Origin of the sequence: Bacteroides sp. AM32-11AC (genome assembly GCF_003603515.1) — a bacterium.
Taxonomy (GTDB): domain Bacteria; phylum Bacteroidota; class Bacteroidia; order Bacteroidales; family Bacteroidaceae; genus Bacteroides; species Bacteroides uniformis.
This window is the reverse complement of the sequence record NZ_QTNH01000009.1, coordinates 90,904-111,006: the sequence shown is the minus strand read 5'-3', so window position 1 is coordinate 111,006 and position 20,103 is coordinate 90,904. Positions and strand designations below refer to the sequence as shown.

The 20,103-nt window shown below is 50.8% G+C and carries 16 protein-coding genes and 1 tRNA gene; 11 read left to right on the top strand and 6 right to left on the bottom strand.

From position 1 onward, the window contains the following. Nucleotides 1–15: 15 nt before the first annotated feature. Both DW800_RS11285 and rsmD read left to right on the top strand, forming a co-directional pair. A complete protein-coding gene (locus tag DW800_RS11285) occupies nucleotides 16–795 on the top strand; it encodes a DUF3822 family protein (protein ID WP_119958075.1) in 780 nt (259 codons plus the stop codon). Further along, entirely contained in the window at nucleotides 786–1,319 is a 534-nt protein-coding gene (gene rsmD, locus DW800_RS11280; protein ID WP_005824070.1) for a 16S rRNA (guanine(966)-N(2))-methyltransferase RsmD, read from the top strand. The genes DW800_RS11285 and rsmD overlap by 10 nt, the downstream gene beginning before the upstream one ends. Nucleotides 1,320–1,372: 53 nt before the next feature. Here rsmD and cls read toward each other — a convergent pair whose 3' ends face one another. From cls to DW800_RS11265, 3 genes are all read right to left on the bottom strand, one after another. Beyond that, a complete protein-coding gene (gene cls, locus DW800_RS11275) occupies nucleotides 1,373–2,812 on the bottom strand; it encodes a cardiolipin synthase (protein ID WP_005824073.1) in 1,440 nt (479 codons plus the stop codon). A 270-nt stretch (nucleotides 2,813–3,082) separates the two neighbouring features. Beyond that, nucleotides 3,083–6,007, bottom strand: coding sequence for a TonB-dependent receptor (locus DW800_RS11270; RefSeq protein ID WP_119958074.1), 2,925 nt, complete (start codon nucleotides 6,005–6,007; stop codon nucleotides 3,083–3,085). A gap of 107 nt (nucleotides 6,008–6,114) precedes the next feature. After that, the gene (locus tag DW800_RS11265; RefSeq protein WP_005824079.1) at nucleotides 6,115–6,528 is read right to left on the bottom strand and encodes a hypothetical protein; all 414 of its coding nucleotides are present in this window, start codon (nucleotides 6,526–6,528) and stop codon (nucleotides 6,115–6,117) included. 207 nt (nucleotides 6,529–6,735) lie between these two features. Here DW800_RS11265 and aroB point away from each other — a divergent pair, with 207 nt between their 5' ends. Then, nucleotides 6,736–7,797, top strand: coding sequence for a 3-dehydroquinate synthase (aroB, locus tag DW800_RS11260; RefSeq protein ID WP_117958600.1), 1,062 nt, complete (start codon nucleotides 6,736–6,738; stop codon nucleotides 7,795–7,797). Here the strand turns inward: aroB and DW800_RS11255 are convergent. Next, nucleotides 7,773–8,156 carry an MmcQ/YjbR family DNA-binding protein gene (locus DW800_RS11255; protein ID WP_005824086.1) on the bottom strand — a complete coding sequence of 128 codons (384 nt, stop codon included), beginning with the start codon at nucleotides 8,154–8,156 and terminating at the stop codon, nucleotides 7,773–7,775. The two genes, aroB and DW800_RS11255, sit on opposite strands and share 25 nt — an antisense overlap. 3 nt (nucleotides 8,157–8,159) lie before the next feature. Further along, a complete protein-coding gene (locus DW800_RS11250; RefSeq protein WP_087333353.1) occupies nucleotides 8,160–8,690 on the bottom strand; it encodes an HU family DNA-binding protein in 531 nt (176 codons plus the stop codon). Between the two features lie 373 nt (nucleotides 8,691–9,063). Between DW800_RS11250 and DW800_RS11245 the strand changes: the two genes are divergently transcribed. Continuing rightward, entirely contained in the window at nucleotides 9,064–9,813 is a 750-nt protein-coding gene (locus tag DW800_RS11245; RefSeq protein WP_008665687.1) for a NigD-like protein, read from the top strand. A gap of 183 nt (nucleotides 9,814–9,996) precedes the next feature. Beyond that, nucleotides 9,997–10,070, top strand: a tRNA-Pro gene (locus DW800_RS11240). A gap of 52 nt (nucleotides 10,071–10,122) precedes the next feature. Here DW800_RS11240 and DW800_RS11235 read toward each other — a convergent pair. Then, nucleotides 10,123–11,025 carry a helix-turn-helix domain-containing protein gene (locus tag DW800_RS11235; protein ID WP_005835132.1) on the bottom strand — a complete coding sequence of 301 codons (903 nt, stop codon included), beginning with the start codon at nucleotides 11,023–11,025 and terminating at the stop codon, nucleotides 10,123–10,125. A 163-nt stretch (nucleotides 11,026–11,188) separates the two neighbouring features. Between DW800_RS11235 and DW800_RS11230 the strand changes: the two genes are divergently transcribed. From DW800_RS11230 to DW800_RS11205, 6 genes are all read left to right on the top strand, one after another. After that, a complete protein-coding gene (locus DW800_RS11230; protein WP_119958073.1) occupies nucleotides 11,189–12,880 on the top strand; it encodes a carboxymuconolactone decarboxylase family protein in 1,692 nt (563 codons plus the stop codon). A 9-nt stretch (nucleotides 12,881–12,889) separates the two neighbouring features. Continuing rightward, a complete protein-coding gene (locus DW800_RS11225) occupies nucleotides 12,890–13,372 on the top strand; it encodes a cupin domain-containing protein (protein WP_119958072.1) in 483 nt (160 codons plus the stop codon). A 21-nt stretch (nucleotides 13,373–13,393) separates the two neighbouring features. After that, complete coding sequence (locus DW800_RS11220; protein WP_119958071.1) at nucleotides 13,394–14,059, top strand: flavodoxin; 666 nt, start codon at nucleotides 13,394–13,396, stop codon at nucleotides 14,057–14,059. Between the two features lie 134 nt (nucleotides 14,060–14,193). Further along, nucleotides 14,194–14,973, top strand: coding sequence for a DnaJ domain-containing protein (locus tag DW800_RS11215; RefSeq protein ID WP_035450213.1), 780 nt, complete (start codon nucleotides 14,194–14,196; stop codon nucleotides 14,971–14,973). A 77-nt stretch (nucleotides 14,974–15,050) separates the two neighbouring features. Continuing rightward, the gene (locus tag DW800_RS11210) at nucleotides 15,051–18,323 is read left to right on the top strand and encodes a S41 family peptidase (protein ID WP_119958070.1); all 3,273 of its coding nucleotides are present in this window, start codon (nucleotides 15,051–15,053) and stop codon (nucleotides 18,321–18,323) included. 180 nt (nucleotides 18,324–18,503) lie between these two features. Next, on the top strand, nucleotides 18,504–20,102 hold the full coding sequence (locus DW800_RS11205) for an aspartate:alanine exchanger family transporter (RefSeq protein ID WP_005824164.1): 1,599 nt from the start codon (nucleotides 18,504–18,506) through the stop codon (nucleotides 20,100–20,102). The last annotated feature ends 1 nt before the right edge of the window (nucleotide 20,103 follow it).

Here is a 20,103-nt window from a genome sequence, read left to right as displayed (position 1 = left end):
CACCCCGACAAACGTATGATAGAAACGACTGATTTTAATAAATCGGAACAGTATACATTATCCATCCGTCTCAGTACGGATGGATTTTCTTTTTCTGTGTTCAACCCTTTGGGCGACGGCGAGTTCTCTTACTACGACCGTGCAGTGGACGAGTCCTTCTCCCTCACTGCCAATCTGAAACAGACCTTCCGCGAACTGGCATGGCTGGAACGCCCCTTCCGCCGTGTCAATGTGCTCATGGCAGACAAACGCTTCACGTTCATTCCCCTGGAGTTCTTCGAGGACGAACAAACGGAAATCATTTTCTATCACAACCATCCTAAACGGGAAAACGAAACCGTACAATACAACATACTGCATAAGAACAGCACTGTCGTACTGTTCGGCATGGATAAGAGTGCCTGCTCCTTCCTTCGCGAACAGTATCCCGATGTCAAGTTCTATTCCCAAGCCAGCCCCTTCATTGAGTTCTTCTCCTCAAAGAGCCGCTTGGGCAACAACCGGAAGATGTATGCACACTTGCGAAAAGATGCCGTAGACGTATACGGCTACGAGCGCGGACGCCTCCTTCTTGCCAATTCCTTTGAATGCAGAAGCACACCCGACCGTGTCTACTACCTATTATATACATGGAAACAACTCGGCTTCGAGCAGGAGCGCGATGAGCTGCACCTGACCGGTGACCTGAACGACAAAGAACTGCTACTGCCCGAACTGCGAAAATTCATCCGGCAGGTATTCATCATGAATCCCGCCACTAATCTTGACCTGCAAGCCATAACCCTATGCGAGTAATCAGCGGAATATACAAAAGAAGACGTTTCGACGTGCCCCACTCCTTCAAGGCACGCCCCACCACAGACTTTGCCAAAGAGAATCTGTTCAATGTGCTCTCCAACTACATGGACTTTGAGGACGGCATCCGTGCCCTCGACCTATTTGCCGGTACGGGCAGCATCAGCATCGAGCTTGTGTCCAGAGGCTGCGACCAAGTAATCAGCGTGGAAAAAGACCGCGACCACTATGCCTTCATCTGCAAAATTATGCAGGAATTAAAGACGGACAAGTGCCTACCCATACGCGGTGACGTATTCAAATACCTCAAAAGCGGACGCGAGCAGTTCGACTTTATCTTTGCTGACCCTCCCTACGAGCTTGCCGGGCTGGAAACCTTGCCCGATCTCATCTTCGAGAACAACTTGCTGAAAGAAGACGGACTCTTCGTCTTGGAACACGGGAAGAAAAACAGTTTCGAGGAACATCCGCACTTTGTGGAGAGAAGGGTATACGGGAGCGTGAACTTCACGATATTTAAATGAAGAATGGTACGATATGAATACACTTCAAGAAATTCTTCATTCATCATTCTTCATTATAACAGCGGCGCCATCAGCCGCACCACACTCTCTGCAGCCTTACGATACCAGGGGCGCTTCACCCAGTTCTTCAGGAATACTTGTACGCAGTCGCGCTGGTCTTGAAGGAAGATTTCGCGCATCTGAAGCGCTGTTTCTGTGTCATAGATGAAGGCATTCACCTCAAAGTTATGTTCAAAACTGCGGAAATCCACATTCGTAGAGCCTACCGTGGACAACTCATCATCCGAAACCATCAGTTTGGAGTGCAAGAAGCCTTTCTTATAGAAATAGACCTTGACTCCCGAATAGAGCACATCTGCCAGATAAGAGCAGGAACCCAGATGCGTCAAGCGGTTATCAGCACGCATGGGCAACATCAGACGCACATCGACACCTGACAAGGCGGCTGTCTGCATAGCAACAAGTACGGCTTCGGTGGGCAGGAAGTAGGGAGTCTGGATATAGAAATATTTCTTTGCGCTGGAAATGGATATGACAAGTCCCTGCATAATGTCTTTCCATGGGCCTACGGGCTCACTCGTTACAATCTGCGCCAAGGAAGTACCGCAGTTTTCTATTTTCGGGAAATAGCGGGTAGACGTAATCAGTGTACGGTCCACAAAGTACCAATCGAGTAGGAAGGCGGTCTGCAATCCGTGAACAGCCTTGCCCTCCAACAGCAGATGTGTGTCCCGCCAGATGCCCCATGAGAATCCGCGCATATAGCGTTCGGCAAGATTCATACCCCCCACAAAGCCGATGCGCCCGTCAATGACAACTATTTTCCGATGATTACGATAGTTCACCTTACTGGTGAAAAGCGGAAAACGTACCTTCAGAAAGCTGCGTACCTCGATACCGGCCTCGCGCATCTCTTCAAAAAAACGGTTGGGAACATGCCAGCAACCCACATCATCATAAATCACACGTACCTCTACCCCGGCACGCGCCTTTTCCATCAGGACATCACGCACCAAGCGCCCAATGGCATCGTCCTCAAAGATATAGAATTCCATGTGGATATGCTTCGTTGCTTTCCCCAGTTCGCGCAGCAGGGATTGCAGCATGGAGAGCCCCAGGGTATAGGCTTCCACCCGGTTTCCATCGAAGGGGAAAGCCTGGTTGGTATTACGGAACAAGGATATGAGACGACTGTAATTGATGGGAAGCGCACATGAGTCCTGCGCCAGATATTCCGCCATAGGTTTCTTCAACAAGCGGCTGTAACTCTTCTTCCCTATCATGCGCACACGGCGCTGACTACGCCCGAAGAAGAAGTAAAACACCAGCCCCACGATGGGAAGGAACATCAGTATCAGTATCCATGCCATGGTTTTCACCGGATTGCGGTTGTCGAGGATAATGACGACAATCGTTCCGATGATGGCACCGAAATAAACAATGTCGAAGGCTATCGTAGCAATCTGGCTGGCAATGAAGTTCCAATCAAGCATGTTCACAGACAATTAAGTGTGAAACAAATGTAGGAAAAACACAGAAACTTTCACCGAAGATTACAGAGATTAACATAAAAGTCCCTCTTCCCCCAACTTGTCTGAAAACTTATACTTGCTATCGCTTTGACGCGGATGACGCAGATGACGCAGATTTTTAATATTCTTATCTGCGTCATCCGCGTCTGAAAAATAATCAAAAAGAAACCTGCCACAGAATTGAGAGTGTATCAGAATGACAAGCTGATTAGGGGGCTGATCCCCTCCGCTTTAGAACGGCCTGCGTCCTCCGAAACCGCCAGGACCATGACCCGGACCGAAGCCCGGACCGCCGAAGCCGCGTCTGCCCTGCATCTTATCGCGGGCGGCCTTGCTGCCGAAAATATTCAGACGATAGATGAAGTGAAGCATGCAATAGCTGTTCACGCCGTTATATTCGTACACCGAGCGGCCGCTTGCAGTCAGCGAACGGCTGATGTTACTCTGCTTCTTCAGAATGTCGTACATCTCGAAGCTGACGGTGGCATTCCCTTTCAGGAAAGTCTGCGACAACTGTGCATTCCAGATAAGCTCGTTACGGTTCATACTGCTGTCCGTATATCCTCGACGGCTCTGGTTGGCAATGTTGGTAGAGAGCGTCATGTTCCACGGCATGGAAATCTGCGTATTGGCACCGTAGGAGAAGGTATAGGGCTCCTGATTATTGTCAGGCGTCAGTTTATCCTTCTCTATTGAATAGGAGATGCTTCCGTTCAAGCCGAATTCAAACCAGTCATTACGATAGGCGGCATTCAGACGTTCGCCCAGCGTCAGGTTGGTGGTTGTATTCTTCCGTTCCACGGCATCTGCTCCCTTACCGGACGTCAGATAAGCCACATTGTTCTGATAGTTGGCATTGGAGAAGGAGTTGATGGTATACTTCTTATTGGGCAGTGCCGTATTGAAGCCAAACATGCCGAACGCATTCCAATTACCGTTGATATTCTTCGGAGTTGTAGTCCATCCACCAGTCTCCGAATTGTACACACGGCTATTGCTGATGCTATTCTGCGTTGCCGAGAAGTTGACGTGCGACATAATACCGCGCTGCTTTTCGGCATTATACGTATTATAGAAGAATCGCATGTTGTGCGTGAAGGAAGGCTTCAAGCCCGGATTACCGATACGTACATTCTGCGGATTGGAGTTGTCCACAATCGGCAACAGATTCTCCATACTCGGTTGGCTGCTACGCCCGCGGTATGTCATACGCAGCTGGCTCACCTTGGAGAAACGGATGCGCAAGTCCAGGTTCGGAGCGAAGTTGAACACATTGCGGGTGGTATCAATCATATAGTCGCCGCGCTTATAGGACAATACAGAATGCTGCGGCTGGAACGACATACCTGCGCTCAACTGATACTTCTCGCGGATAAAGCGCAAAGACACGGATGCATCGTGGTTGTAGTAGCGGTATTCCGCATACTTACCCAGACTATCCACCGCATGCTCTTCATATCCCGTGGGAAGCTGGGTTGACAATCCCCAATCCGGAAAGCCCTGCAAATCATACGTCGTCTTGTCGCTCTCGCTATACTTGTACTGGAACTGATAGCTGAATTGCAAGAAAGTGGCGCGGGCTATCGGTTCGCTGTAAGTCAGCTGTGCACTGTAATTGTAGTTCTTGGTAGGAGTAGTGATGTACTGGTTACGAACCAAGATGGAGTCTCCTCCCAAAGCATTCAGTAACTGGAAGTAATGTGTTTCCGACTCCGTATACTGGTTGTTGTCATTATTGGTATAACCGAATCTTCCACGGAACGTGACATTGCGTCCTTTGTCATTCAGCTTTCTGTTCAACTGCAAGGTTGCATCCGTAGACACACTCTTGTTGTCGCTCAGCGAACCGCTGTTGATAGCATTTATACGGATACTCCTCAACGGGTCATCGTCCGGATTAAAAATCTTCTCCAGATTCAGCCAGTTATTGGGGTCACTCACCAGACTGTAAGGGTCGGAATTGAACGTACCGCTCTCAGAATTGGAGAGATTGTCCGTTTTGCCGTACGAGAAGTTGGGACGGAAAATGATATTCGTCATCGAGTCCGGCTTCCACTCCATACGGAAATCGGCATTGAAATTCTTGGCTTTGTTACGTTGCCTGCTGTTCGAGTTGGAGTAAGAGTTGCCGTTCGGCAGAAAGTCCTCGGTAGAACCGATACTTGCAATATCCCCATCCTGATAGTTGTAGCGTGCACTACCGCCCAGTTCCAGCTTATCGGTTTGGGTAGCGAAGTTCACACCCAGCATTTTCGTTGCAGTAAGTCCGTTGTTCCTGCGCCAGCGCGGAGGACCGCCACCACCCGAAAAGCCCTGGTCGTTCACGTTATTGGCAGAACCCACTACCGACACCTGGGTTTTGTCCACGAAGCGGTTCAGCATAAAGCGGCCCATATAGCGGTCTTCCGTCCCTCCGGCCACGTCGGCATTACCGAACCAACCCTGGTTCATGCCTTTCTTTACGGTCAGGTCGAGCACCGTCTCCTCCTCACCGTCGTCAATACCGGTGATACGTGCCAAATCGGACTTCTTATCGTAGGTTTTCAGCTTCTCTATCATATCTACCGGCAGGTTCTTCAAACCGGTCTTTACGTCTCCACCGAAGAACTCCTTGCCGTCGACCATAATCTTCGACAAGTCCTTACCGTTGATTTTCACATTACCCTCGTCGTCAATCTCCGCACCGGGCAGCTTCTTCACCAACTCCTCGAGCATGGCTCCCTCGGGGGTACGATAGGCAGATGAAGTATATACCAGTGTATCTTCCACCACCTGCACTTGCGGCGCTTCTGCCGTAACCACAGCCTCGGCCAGCATCACCGCATCCGTTTCCAATGTCAGTGTACCCACGTTCTTGGCAGTTGTCGTAGCATAAAGGTGTAAAGGGATGTACTGGCTCTTGAATCCGATGTAGGAAACCTTCAGCACGTATTTACCCGCACTGACTTTGGGAAGAGTGAAATAACCTTGTGCCGTAGTGGCCGTACCCGATGCCTGAACACTGTCTGGCAACAAAAGCAACTGCACGGTAGCTTGTATCGCAGGCTCCTTGGTGTCCTCCACGACACGGCCCGATACCGTAATGTTTTTGGTCTGTGAAAATGCAGACAGCGTTGTTACCAACAGCAACGCCATCCCCGTGATAATTTTCTTCATGTGTCTATTCTTTGTCTATTCTAAATGAACAATGCCTTTTATTCACTGTTTCATTTGACAGACTTCCGGGCAAAAGGTTTAATGCCCCACATGACGATTTGCTTTATTTATCGACTATTCCGCTTAAATAATCTATCAACTGTCGCTTTCTTTATACCAAATTCCAAGCAAAGCACATTCAATATAAGAAATATGAGAAAAGAAGAAGAATCGACCGAAAGGAGGTCACCCTGCGCCACCCGGTAGAGCATACCGCCGAAGATAAAAAGAACGGTCAGAAAGATGGCATTGCGCGTGGACTTGTTGCGCACCTGCTCTATCTCCTTATTCTCGTTCTTCGTCAAGGCAAAGATTATCATCAGTGCCCCCATCATCATCAGGAGTTTGGAGCATTCCTTGTAAAACAGCAAGTTGGCATCTGTCACTTTTCCCCACAATAGGAATATGAAAGGAAGGAACAACGCCAGAGCTATGATGAAATAACCCAGCGGACGGCAATAAACGGGAAGTAATGCTCTCATTTCTATCAATCAATTACAAATTACTAATTACAAATAGCGGGAGGCAGATGACGGAAACACCTTGCCACCCATAGAATTTCGCAGGACAAAGATAACGTTTTATTGCCAAAAGAGCTATCTTTGTGCCACAATATAATGAAGAAGGCTCCCTTTCCTTCATAATCCGTAACATCAGTAATTGGTAATTCGTAATTTGTAATTAACAAGATGAGTAAACAAGAAGTAATCCTTTGCGAAGGACTGGCAAACAGCCTGACGCATGCCATAGCGAAGTGTCCCCATGACAAGCTTTTCATCCTTACCGACGAGCATACCCACCGCCTCTGCCGCCCGCATCTGGACGGTATCCCCGCCCTGGAAGAAGCGGAAGAGATTATTATCGGGGCAGAAGACGTGCACAAGAATCTGGAAACGCTGGCTGCCGTATGGCAAGCCTTGAGCGAGAAAGGGGCCAGCCGCCACTCCCTGCTCATCAATCTGGGCGGCGGCATGGTGACCGACCTTGGCGGTTTTGCCGCTTCCACCTTCAAGCGGGGCATCGCCTACATCAACGTTCCCACCACGCTGCTCGCCATGGTCGACGCTTCCGTGGGAGGCAAGACGGGCATCAACTTCAACGGTCTGAAGAATGAAATCGGCGTCTTTGCTCCCGCCGCCTGCGTGCTGCTGGAAACCGAGTTCCTGCGCAGCCTCGATGCTCATAACTTCTTCTCCGGCTATGCGGAGATGCTGAAGCACGGCCTCATCAGTACCCCGGAACATCTGGCAGAACTGCTGGCCTTCGATACGGAGAAGATAGATTATGCCTTGCTGAAGTCCATGGTAGGACGTTCCGTGCAGGTAAAGGAACGCATCGTAGAAGAGGACCCACTGGAACATGGCATCCGCAAAGCCTTGAACCTGGGGCACACCGTGGGACACGCCTTCGAAAGCCTCGCCCTTGCCGAAAGGCGTCCGGTGCTGCACGGCTATGCAGTGGCATGGGGGCTGGTCTGCGAACTCTACCTTTCTTATATAAAGACCGGATTCCCGAAAGACAAGATGCGCCAGACCATCCAATTCGTCAAAGAGAATTATGGCAGCTTCACCTTCAACTGCAAACAGTACGACCAGCTGTACGAACTGATGAAGCATGACAAGAAGAATACCGCCGGAGTCATCAACTTCACCCTATTGAAAGAAGTGGGTGACATCTGTCTCAACCAGACGGCAGACAAGGAGACTATCTTCGAAATGTTCGACTTTTATAGGGAGTGCATGGGGGTATAACGCTCCCGCTCCCTCTTCGGCAGGCTCTCCACAACCAGCCGATAGGAGCGTGCCACCAGTTCTCGGATAATGCTGTCCGGTACATCCTGATTAAAATACACACTGTTCCAATACTTCTTGTTCATGTGCCACCCCGGCTTCACCCCCTCGTACCTTGCCCGCAGCTCCGTTGATTCCTCCGGGCGGCACTTGATGCAGCAGAAGTCGAACACTTCGATATTGACAAAGCAGAACCACTTGTCGCCCACATAAAAGCAAAGCACATCGCGGCTGTATCTGTCGGCCACATTAGGAAAAGGCATCTTCTCGCTCACTCCCGGCAAGGAGAGACAGTATTCTCTGAATTCTTCCACATTCATCGCTCACTCCTCCCCCACAAAGTCCTCCGTATCATTTTCCATCCCAACTGGGTCTTCATCCGGAATTCCCGTCTTTCCCTCGGCCCGCTCCTTTCGCAGCGTTTCCGGTCGCAACATATCGTGAGGGAAATATCGGCTAAGCGGATAACGGTAGAAATCCATCCCGCTGTTCAGCCTCGCCACCAGCGACTTATCCGGACGAAAATAGACACGGGATAAGCGTACCTTGCCCGGCATCACATCGTCGGGATGCTCAAACCCGTCACTCGTCACCGCCACATGGAAGGAACCCAGCCCCTTAATGGTCACCGACTCTCCCTCCATCAGCGCTTCCTCTATAAACTTCGGCAAATCTATCAATACACTCTGCACGTCTCCCGAACTCATCCCTTTTCTGGATGCCATACGCTGCGCCAGCAGCTCTGCCGTCACACCTCCACGCCGCTGTAACACACGCTGCACAGCATAATAGAGTTGCTTCACCCCTTCTGCCGTGCGGAAAACCTTCTTTCGAACCAAATAGACTATACTCATACTCTTTTCACAATGAACATAATGTTTCTTACTGCAACCAGACCGCTGACACCCCACCCGAAGGTTACTTCCCCTAAACAGAAAGCCAGTTTCCATACGGCCGGACAGCTATTCCCCAACATGCACGAGATGCACATCTCATGCAGTTCGAGACATACATCTCAACACACGCGAGATGTGCATCTCATACAGCAAAGGTAATCATATTCCACCTGATATACAAATATCTTTCATGTATCGGGGAATAATATTCCGCACCAGCTTACTCCGGCTCTTATCATTAATTAACAATGCTGCATGCAGGGTTTTCGCAAATATGCTATTTCTATAAAAGCAAGACCTATTCCAAATGTTTAATTTAAAAGAGTACACTATGAAAATGAAGTCAATCTTTAACAAGAAAATTTTAATCGCTATTGCAACCATCAGCTCCTTAAGCCTCCAATCGTGCCTGGACGACGATGATAATTATGCCATGAGATTCCCCAATGCCCTGGTAACGGTAAAGACCGATGCAGACCAGACAGTCTTTCTGCAATTGGATGACAAGACCACTCTGCTGCCTACCAACATGACGAAATCTCCCTACGGCGAGAAGGAAGTCCGCGCTTTAGTAAACTACAAGGAAGTGGACGAGCCCAGCGATATCTACACCCAAGCTGTACATATAAACTGGATAGACAGTATCCTTACCAAACCCATCGCCCCGGATTTGGGTGAAGAGAACGATACCGTATACGGCACCGACCCGGTGGAAATAGTGAACGATTGGGTAACCATCGCAGAAGACGGTTATCTGACCCTTCGCTTTAGAACTCAGCAAGGAGACTATCAAACAAAGCACTTTGTCAATCTGCTGCTGAGCGAGAATCCGGAAAACCCGTATGAAGTAGAATTCCGCCACAATGCCAAGGGCGACATTTACGGCAGGTATGCGGACGGACTGGTTGCTTTCAAGTTGGATGCCCTGCCTGATACAGAAGGCAAGACCGTTAAATTGAAACTGAAGTGGAAATCATTTAGCGGCGAAAAATCTGCGGAATTCGATTATTGTACCCGGAAATCCGTAACGCCCGAAAGTCCGGCTATCACTTCCGTAAGAAACAGCCTAAACCTGCAATAACTTCATTCAAAGTATGCCTGCCCGCTCAAAGCCATTGCCTTGCGAAGCAGGCATACAAGTAAAAAGAGAGCAGGACACGTTGACCGAAAGCCTTGAAACTGCAAAATATAGGTTCATTCAATAAAAAAAGCACTATAAATATTTGCTATTTTAAAATAAAGCCGTACATTTGCACCCGCAATTCGGGATGTAGCTCAGCCCGGTAGAGTACGCGTCTGGGGGGCGTGTGGTCGCAAGTTCGAATCTTGTCATCCCGACTGTTGAGCATTGAGGAGTTAAGTCTAAAACTTAGCTCCTTATTTTTTTACATTAACTCAATGTCCGATATTCATTCGGAGAACATCCTACAACTCTTTTGAAAGCCTTGCTGAAATACTGTGGATATTGATATCCTAAGGCATAAGCAACGTCACCGACAGATTTAGCGGGGTCAGTAAGCAACTCTTTTGCCCTATCCATTATTTTGGTTAATATATATTCTTGCGCAGAAACACCTGTCTCCTTTTTAATCAAGTCTCCGAAATAATTTGCAGACAGGTTCAGTTGGTCTGCACAATAAGCCACAGTCAGCGTACCCCGCTCAGCGGGTTTATCCGATACGAAATAGTCGTTCAGCAATGCTTCAAAAGAGCCGAGCATGCCCTTGTTCTCCTTTTTACGGGTAGTAAACTGTCTATCATAGAAACGAATGCAATAGTTGAGCAGCAGCTCGATGGCAGAAGCGATAATCAGGTTAGTGTGACGGTCTGCCTGGTTGTATGTTTCCTCGTCAATCTTTGTCAAACAATCAATGATGGTCTGTTGCTCTTGTTTGGATAGATGCAATGCTTCGTTAGCGGCGTATGAGAAAAACGTATAATCCTGCATATGCCGACCGAGCGGCGTACCGCGTAGCAGGTCGGGATGGAACAACAGACACCATCCGGAACCGGTAAAAGTCGACCCGTCGGCTTCATGCCCGAATACTTGCCCCGGAGCGATAAACACCAGCGTGTTCTCCTGAAAATCGTAAGAGCGACGACCGTAGGTCAAATCGTCCGTACATCGTAGTTCTTTCAGAAAAATCACATACATCCCCACGTGCTTGCGTGCATGGGGTACGGGGTGCGGCATACGGCTTCCCTCTATGACACTGACCAGAGGATGCCTTGTTTCCACACCCATATAGTCATTGTACTCCTTTATCGTTTTCAGTTGCATAACCTTCTCCATAACAGTCTATTTCAGTGGTTTCTATGCAAATGTAGAAAATATCTTCAGGTTATCTCTCCAATCAGTAAAAATTATCCTTTAAACCGTAATTCATGACCGGTCGAAGTGGAAAATCCAGCCTAATTTTGCAGCAAGTAAAACTTGATACATAATAATAAAGATTATGAAACTAAAAATGAGAATCATGACAACGCTACTCGGACTTGTCTTTGGATGCGGCATCGCAGCTTCGCAAACACCGAGAGCAGAACAAACCATGAACAGTAAACGACAATACATCGCAGAGGTCGCAGCCCTTACAAGCATGGGACACCTCGACCAATTAAGAACAGTCCTTATCGGTGGACTGAATAGCGGTATCACCGTCAGCGAGCTTAAAGAAGTAATGGTCCATTCCTACGCCTATTGCGGTTTTCCGCGTGCCCTGCGCGGACTGCAAACATTGGTTGCGGTACTTGACGAGCGTAAGGCAAAAGGCATCAGAGACAACCAGGGGCGCGAAGCGTCACCGATAACCGATACCCGCAGCAAGTACGAACGCGGACGTGACATTCTTGCAGAGATTTCGGGCACCCCGGCAGATGCGCCGAAAGCCAACTATGCCGTCCTGGCCCCGGAAATCGAAGTATTCCTTAAAGAACATCTCTTTGCCGAGCTTTTCGAGCGGGACGTGCTGACCTATGCCGAACGGGAACTGGCAACCGTTGCCATAATAGCTTCTTTGGGCAAAGGCGTGGAACCGATGCTGAAAGGGCACATGGGTATTGCGCTGAATGTAGGCATAACACCGGACGAATTACGCGGTGTGCTGGCTATCATTGAAAAGAATATCGGACGTAGCGAAGCCGATAATGGCAAACAAGTATTGAACGAATTATTGCAAAGCAAAGGGTTGACTACCAAACCGGAAACCCCGATTGTAGCAGTGGAGAATGACGTGAAGAAACAGAAAGTGACATTCCACAACCGTTTTTTGATTGATATAGTTGGCGACCTCTATTTCCCTGCAGACTATGATGCCACAAAGAAATATGCCGCCATCATCGTCGGTCATCCCTTTGGTGGCGTCAAAGAACAGACTTCGGGACTCCATGCCCGTAAGTTGGCGGAACTCGGCTATGTGGCATTAGCCTTCGATGCGTCCTATTATGGCGAGAGTGGCGGTTATCCGCGTCGTATGGAATCGCCCGAAGTGCGGGTAGAAGACTTCAGTGCGGCAGTCGATTTCCTCACGAACCATCCGGCTGTCTATGCTGATAAGATAGGAGTAATCGGCATCTGTGGCGGAGGCTGCTACTCTGTCAGTGCTACGCAGATAGACCATCGCATCAAGGCACTTGCCACCATCAGTATGTACGACATGGGCCGCGCCCGCCGTCAGGGTGTAGGCGACTCGCAGACTTACGAACAGCATATGGCTATCCTTGATGAAATCGGCCGCCAGCGTACGGTGGAATATGGTGGGGCTGTACGCAAGGATATCCGTGCCCTGCCCGAAAAAGTGGATGAGAACACACCGAAGTTTGCCATCGACTTCCTCGATTATTACGACAATCCACAACGCGGTCAGCATCCCAACTCTACGGGCTATTACTCCTACACGAGCCTCGCACCGATGATGAACTTCTTCCCCTTTGCGCAAATCGAGACTATATCGCCACGTCCTATGCTTTTCATCGTGGGAGAAAATGCAGTATCGAAATATTTTTCTGAGGACGCATACGCGAAAGCCGCCGAACCGAAAGAACTGTTTGTCGTACCCGGAGCTACGCACGTGGATTTATACGACCAGCCGGAATATCTGAAAATCACGCTTCCCAAACTGGACTCTTTCTTTAAACAACATTTAAAATAACTCTTCAAGATGAAAAAGATAACTTACTTATTTCTACTGGCTGCAACACTTGGTGCTTGCAGTCCGAAACCGGAAAACAAGATTGAAACACCCCCAAAAGCATCAGCCTCTCTCTTTCCCCAAGGAGATGCCATCGAGGGCAGCAATTTCAACGGAACGGCATACCTCCAACGGCTGATGACCGACAGTGAAACATTCGATGTGGTAGTCTCCGACGTGATATTCGAGACGAAAGCCCGAAACAGCTGGCATTCGCATCCGGGCGGACAGATTCTGATTGCCACCGCCGGAAAAGGTTACTATCAGGAAAAGGGGAAGTCTATACAAGTGTTGAATCCCGGCGATGTAGTCGCTATTCCGGCAGATGTGGTGCATTGGCACGGAGCGGCTCCCGACAGCGGATTCACGCATATAGCTATCAATACAAAAGTTCATTTGGGTGCTACACAGTGGTATGAACCTGTAAGCGATGAAGAATACACTAATCAATAAATATCTAAAAACAACTCGAATATGAAAAAGTTACTTCTTATTCCGCTCTTGCTCCTCTCTCTAACGACAATGGCAGCATGCTCTACCACCGACGACACTCCCGATACTCCATCCGGAAACGGCAATATGCTTGTGCTCTACTATTCTGCCGAAGGACACACCCAGGCCATTGCCGAACGTATCGTGAAACTTACAGGCGCAGATATCCATCGCATTGAGGCTGCCGAACCGTATGCTGCAAATCCTTACGATGACAGCGACCGCATTCAGCATGAAGCCTATAATGACCTGCGCCCCGGAGTAGCGAATCTGCTTGATAAAGAGGCATTGGCGAAATATGATACAATTTTCGTCGGTTCGCCTTGCTGGTGGCATCAACCCGCAATGGTAGTCTGTACATTCCTCGAAGCATACGACCTGAAAGACAAGGTAATCATTCCTTTCTTTACCTACGGGGCTACTACCTATCTGAACGAGTCCATGCAGAAAATTTACAAGGTAACATCCACTTCAAGACATATTCCGGAAACACTTCCCGAAGACCTTGATGCGGAGGATATTACGACACCAGGACGCCCTGATGATGCAGATATCGACATGCCGGGCAACGCTAATGGTACAGAAGGATGGTTACACCGAATCGGAATAGCAGTGCGTTCGGGAATATTCAATACATCTGCCGACTAATTGATAATATCTTTTTCTTCTTCGAGCACTCCGTCTGCCAATGCAATATCTTCCCCCATCTCCCAATACTTCATCCACTTTTACTGGAATTCTCGTAAGAAATCTCTATTTTTGCACTTTAAACAAGAAAAATTATGGGAGCAGCTAAATGGATAGGCGGCATCATCGGCTTCATGGCCGGAGGACCGCTGGGAGCCTTGGCAGGTTTTGTATTCGGTTCATTGTTCGACACCGATTCAAATGACGCAGGCAGTTATTATGGAGAAGCACCAACGCACAGCACTACCTATACCGGGCAACGGAACAGTTTCCTCTTCTCCATGCTCGTGATGGCTTCGTACATTATCCGTGCAGACGGGCGCATCATGCATAGTGAAATGGAATTCGTCCGCCGCTTTCTGAGAAGCACATTCGGTGAGGCTGCCGTGGGCGAGGGAGAACGGATACTGCTCAACCTCTTCGAACAGCGCAAGCAGATGGACAGACAAAACCCACTGGCATTTAAAAACACCATCCGTGACTGTGGAACGCAGATTGCCGCCAACCTGACATACGAGGAACGCTTGCAACTGCTGGTATTCTTGGTAGAAATTGCCAAAAGCGACGGACACGTCTGCAACGAGGAGATAGAAGCCTTGAAAGAAGTGGCCATGTACATGGGACTATCCGTCAAGGAAGTGGAATCCATGCTTAACCTAGGCGGTAGCTCACTGAACGAGGCCTACAAAGTACTTGAAATTGAACCCACTGCCACCAATGACGAAGTGCGTGCCGCTTACCGCCGCCTAGCCTTGAAACACCATCCCGACCGGGTGGCAACGCTGGGCGAAGACATCAAGAAAGCCGCAGAAGAGAAGTTCCAAAGCATCAACAATGCCAAAGAACAGATATACAAGGCACGAGGTATGAAATGACGTACCTCGCTCCTTGCCTTGTGGACAGCATCATGACGTTTATAAACATTCTATAATTAACATCAACCCACACACTTATGAAGAAAACCCTTGCAATCCTTGCACTAGGCCTTACTGCCATTGCCGGACATGCCGCCACGCCGCTCTGGATGCGCGATGTGCAAATCTCTCCCGACGGTACGGAAATCGCATTCTGCTACAAAGGAGACATCTACAAGGTGCCCGCCAAAGGTGGAACCGCCACACAGCTTACTACCCAAGAGAGCTACGAATGTACCCCCATATGGTCACCGGACGGCAAACAGATTGCCTTTGCCAGCGACAGATACGGCAACTTCGACGTATTCGTGATGCCGGCAGACGGCGGAACCGCCCAACGGCTCACTACCCACTCCACCGGTGAGATACCCTCCACATTCACTCCGGACGGAAAGTATATCTTGTTTTCCGCCTCCATCCAGGACCCGGCAAGCAGCGCTCTTTTCCCCACTTCGGCCATGACCGAGCTTTACAAAGTACCTGCAACGGGAGGGCGTACGGAGCAAGTGCTGGGCACCCCTGCCGAAGCGGTCTGCTTCGACAAGGCGGGCCATCAGTTCCTCTACCAAGACCGCAAGGGATTTGAAGATGAATGGAGAAAGCACCACACCTCCTCCATCACCCGCGACATCTGGCTGTATGATGCAAAGACGGGTATCCATACCAACCTCACCGACCGCGCGGGCGAAGACCGCAACCCGGTGTTGTCACCCGATGGAAGAACGGTTTACTTTTTGAGTGAGAGAAACGGCGGCTCATTCAACGTGTATGCCTTCCCGCTGGCACAGCCCCGAGAGGTAAAGCCCATCACCAGCTTCAAGACACATCCCGTGCGCTTCCTCTCCATGAGTGACGGCGGGACGTTGTGCTACAGTTACGACGGCGAAATCTATACCCAGCAGCCGGATGCCACCCCGAAGAAAGTCGCCATAGAACTGGTGCGCGATGACCGGCCGCAATTCGCCAACCTGCAGTCTTCCGACGGAGCCACCTCTGCCGTTGTGTCCCCGGACGGAAAACAGATTGCCTTCACGCTGCGCGGAGAAGTCTTTGTCACTTCGGCAGACTATGCCACTACCAAGCAGGTGACGCACACACCGGCACGCGAAGCGGGCCTCTCCTTTGCGACGGACAACCGCACCCTGGCCTACGCCAGCGAGCGAGGCGGCAACTGGCAGCTCTACCTTGCCAAGATAGCCCGCAAGGAAGACCCTAACTTCCCGAACGCCACGCTGATTGAAGAAGAAGTGCTGCTGCCCTCCACCACCGTGGAACGTGCCTATCCGCAATTCTCGCCCGACGGCAAGGAACTCGCCTTCATCGAAGACCGCATCCGGCTGATGGTGCTCAATCTGGAGACGAAGAAGGTGCGCCAGATTACGGACGGCTCCACCTGGTACAGCACCGGCGGAGGATTTGACTACGCATGGTCACCGGACGGTAAATGGTTTACACTTGAGTTCACGGGTAACAAGCACGACCCCTACTCCGACATCGGCCTGGTCAGCGCAGAGGGAGGCAAAGACATCATCAACCTCACCAATAGCGGCTACATGAGCGGCTATCCCCACTTTGCGCTGGACGGCAACGCCATCCTTTTCACCACCGAACGCTACGGCATGCGTGCCCATGCCTCATGGGGCTCGCTGAACGACGCCATGCTCGTCTTCCTCAACCAAGACGCCTACGACAAATACTGCCTGAGCAAAGAAGACTACGAACTGCGCAAGGAGCTGGAGAAGGAACAAAAGAAGTCTGCCGGAAAAGACACCCCCCAAGACAAAAACAAGGATAAAAAGAAGAAAGACGACAAGAAAGACAGCAATGCTGACGAAAAAGATGACCAGCCGAAAGACATCGTCGTAGAGCTGAAAGGCATCGAAGACCGTGTGGTGCGCCTCACCCCGAATTCTTCCGACATGGGCAGCACCATCATCTCCAAGGATGGCGAGACACTCTACTACCTGGCAGCCTTCGAAGGCGGCTACGACCTCTGGAAGATGAATCTGCGCAAGAAAGAGACCCGCCTGCTGCACAAGATGGATGCCGGATGGGCGGACATGCAGCTGGACAAGGACGGCAAAAGCCTCTTCCTGCTGGGCAGCCGCAAGATGCAGAAAATGGACACTTCATCCGACGCGCTGACCCCCATCACCTTCCAGGTAGATGCCAAGATGGACCTGGCTGCGGAGCGCGAATACATGTTCGACCACGTGTACCGCCAACAGCAGAAGCGATTCTACAATACCAATATGCACGGAGTGGACTGGGACAAGATGACCGCCGCCTATCGCCGCTTCCTGCCCCATATCAACAACAATTATGACTTTGCCGAACTGCTGAGCGAATGGCTGGGCGAGCTGAACGTATCTCACACCGGCGGCCGTTTCTATCCCAAAGGGCAATCCGAACCTACTGCCAGCCTGGGACTGTTCTTCGACTGGAACTACACGGGCCGGGGCATGCTCATTGCCGAAGTAGTGGAGAAAGGCCCCTTCGACACAGCCAACACCCGGGTGAAAGCCGGCACAGTCATCGAGAAGATAGACGGCGTGGAAATCACCCCCGATGCGGACTATTACACGCTGCTCAACAACAAGGCACGGAAGAAAACACTTGTTTCTCTCTTCGACCCGCAGACCAAGGAGCACTGGGAAGAGGTCATTATCCCCATTACGAACGGTGCGTTCAGCGATTTACTCTACAGCCGCTGGGTGAAACAGCGTGCGGCAGACGTTGACCGATGGTCGGGTGGCCGATTGGGTTACGTGCACATCGAGTCTATGGGAGACGACAGTTTCCGTTCCGTCTACTCGGACATCCTGGGAAAATACAACAACCGCGAAGGCATCGTCATCGACACCCGTTTCAATGGCGGTGGACGCTTGCACGAGGATATAGAAATACTTTTCAGTGGACAAAAATACTTCACCCAAGTGGTGCGCGGTCGCGAGACGTGCGACATGCCCAGCCGCCGCTGGAACAAACCCTCCATCATGGTGATGTGCGAGGCCAACTACTCCAATGCGCACGGCACGCCGTGGGTTTACAGCCACCGCGGACTGGGCAAGCTGGTAGGCATGCCCGTGCCGGGAACCATGACCAGCGTGTCGTGGGAACGCCTGCAAGACCCGTCATTGGTATTCGGCATCCCCGTCGTGGGCTACCGCCTGTCGGACGGCAGCTATCTGGAGAACTCGCAGCTGGAGCCGGACATCAAAGTAGCCAATTCACCCGAGACCATCGTGAAGGGAGAAGACACACAGCTGAAAGCTGCCGTAGAGGAACTGCTGAAGGAACTCGAAAAATAAGTACCGCCCTGCCCCACGCAGGAATACCGGTCATATAGGCCGATATATATATTAAGATGATGTGTCAAAACGGTTGATGGCACATCATCTTTTTTTATATGCCACAAGGAAGCAATACTTTTTCTATCTCACTTTTTTGCACTATCTTTGTGACATAAATTCCTAACTCTTTAACTGATTATGTTTGCTGACTTGTTAAACTCCTCCTATTTCGCGCTCTTTCTCATTGTGGCTTTAGGCTTCATGTTGGGAAGAATCAAGATTAAAGGGCTTTCGCTCGACGTCTCCGCCGTCATCTTCATTGCCCTGCTGTTCGGACACTTCGGTGTCATCATCCCCAAAGAATTAGGAAACTTCGGACTGGTGCTCTTCATCTTCACCATCGGCATCCAGGCCGGTCCCGGATTTTTCGACTCCTTCCGGAGCAAGGGCAAGACGCTTATCATCATCACCCTGCTCATCATCTGCTCCGCCGCCCTGACGGCAGTAGGACTGAAATATGCCTTCGACATCGATACTCCCAGTGTCGTGGGACTGATAGCCGGTGCCCTGACCAGTACGCCGGGACTCGCCGTTGCCATTGACAGCACCCATTCCCCACTGGCATCCATCGCTTACGGTATTGCCTATCCTTTCGGCGTTATCGGCGTGATTCTCTTCGTTAAGCTGCTGCCCCGTATCATGCGCATCGACCTCGACAAGGAGGCGCGCCGGTTGGAGAAGGAACGCCGCAGCCAGTTCCCGGAACTGACAACCTGTCTGTTCCGCGTAACCAACCCCGCCGTCTTCGACCGGAGCCTGATGCAAATCAATGCGCGCGCCATGACCGGAGCCGTCATCTCACGCCACAAGCACAACGAGCAGATAGCCATCCCCACCGCCCAGACCATCCTGCACGAGGGAGACTACATACAAGCCGTGGGTAGCGAAGAGGCCTTAAACCAGCTCGCCGTCCTCGTGGGCGAACGCGAAGAAGGCGAACTGCCACTCGTAGACATGCAGGAGATTGAATCCCTGCTGCTCACCAAGAAGGATATGATAAACAAGCAGCTGGGCGACCTCAACCTGATGAAGAACTTCGGCTGCACCGTCACCCGCATCCGCCGAAGCGGCATCGACCTCTCCCCCTCGCCCGACCTCGCCCTGAAATTCGGCGACAAGCTGATGGTGGTGGGCGAGAAGGACGGCATCAAGGGAGTGGCACGCCTGCTGGGCAACGACACCAAGCAACTGTCCGACACCGACTTCTTCCCCATCGCCCTGGGCATCGTGCTGGGCGTGCTCTTCGGCAAGCTCAACATCTCCTTCTCGGACAGTCTGTCGTTCTCTCCGGGACTGACGGGAGGCATCCTGATGGTCGCCTTGTTCCTGAGCGCCATCGGAAAGACCGGCCCCATTCTGTGGTCCATGTCCGGCCCTGCCAACCAACTGCTGCGCCAGCTGGGACTGCTGCTCTTCCTTGCCGAAGTAGGGACATCGGCAGGACGGAATCTGATGGCCACGTTCCAGGAAAGCGGCTGGCTCTTGTTCGGCGTAGGCGCCGCCATCACGCTGGTGCCCATGCTGGTGGCAGTATGCGTAGGCCTGTTCGTGTTCAAGATAAACATTCTCGACCTGCTGGGCACCATCACCGGCGGCATGACCAGTACGCCCGGCCTTGCCGCCGCTGACTCCATGACGGACAGCAACATACCGAGCGTGGCCTATGCCACGGTATATCCCATTGCCATGGTGTTCCTCATTCTGATAATCCAGGTGATAGCCTCCGCAGTCTATTGAC

What these genes read in the sequence shown, in the direction of transcription:
- DW800_RS11270 (WP_119958074.1), bottom strand. Translation starts at nt 6,007, where the DNA reads ATGAAGAAAATTATCACGGGGATGGCGTTGCTGTTGGTAACAACGCTG.
- DW800_RS11235 (WP_005835132.1), bottom strand. Translation starts at nt 11,025, where the DNA reads ATGGAGAAGGTTATGCAACTGAAAACGATAAAGGAGTACAATGACTAT.
- aroB (WP_117958600.1), top strand. Translation starts at nt 6,736, where the DNA reads ATGAGTAAACAAGAAGTAATCCTTTGCGAAGGACTGGCAAACAGCCTG.
- DW800_RS11220 (WP_119958071.1), top strand. Translation starts at nt 13,394, where the DNA reads ATGAAAAAGTTACTTCTTATTCCGCTCTTGCTCCTCTCTCTAACGACA.
- rsmD (WP_005824070.1), top strand. Translation starts at nt 786, where the DNA reads ATGCGAGTAATCAGCGGAATATACAAAAGAAGACGTTTCGACGTGCCC.
- DW800_RS11265 (WP_005824079.1), bottom strand. Translation starts at nt 6,528, where the DNA reads ATGAGAGCATTACTTCCCGTTTATTGCCGTCCGCTGGGTTATTTCATC.
- DW800_RS11225 (WP_119958072.1), top strand. Translation starts at nt 12,890, where the DNA reads ATGAAAAAGATAACTTACTTATTTCTACTGGCTGCAACACTTGGTGCT.
- DW800_RS11205 (WP_005824164.1), top strand. Translation starts at nt 18,504, where the DNA reads ATGTTTGCTGACTTGTTAAACTCCTCCTATTTCGCGCTCTTTCTCATT.
- DW800_RS11210 (WP_119958070.1), top strand. Translation starts at nt 15,051, where the DNA reads ATGAAGAAAACCCTTGCAATCCTTGCACTAGGCCTTACTGCCATTGCC.
- cls (WP_005824073.1), bottom strand. Translation starts at nt 2,812, where the DNA reads ATGCTTGATTGGAACTTCATTGCCAGCCAGATTGCTACGATAGCCTTC.
- DW800_RS11250 (WP_087333353.1), bottom strand. Translation starts at nt 8,690, where the DNA reads ATGAGTATAGTCTATTTGGTTCGAAAGAAGGTTTTCCGCACGGCAGAA.
- DW800_RS11285 (WP_119958075.1), top strand. Translation starts at nt 16, where the DNA reads ATGATAGAAACGACTGATTTTAATAAATCGGAACAGTATACATTATCC.
- DW800_RS11255 (WP_005824086.1), bottom strand. Translation starts at nt 8,156, where the DNA reads ATGAATGTGGAAGAATTCAGAGAATACTGTCTCTCCTTGCCGGGAGTG.
- DW800_RS11245 (WP_008665687.1), top strand. Translation starts at nt 9,064, where the DNA reads ATGAAAATGAAGTCAATCTTTAACAAGAAAATTTTAATCGCTATTGCA.
- DW800_RS11215 (WP_035450213.1), top strand. Translation starts at nt 14,194, where the DNA reads ATGGGAGCAGCTAAATGGATAGGCGGCATCATCGGCTTCATGGCCGGA.
- DW800_RS11230 (WP_119958073.1), top strand. Translation starts at nt 11,189, where the DNA reads ATGAAACTAAAAATGAGAATCATGACAACGCTACTCGGACTTGTCTTT.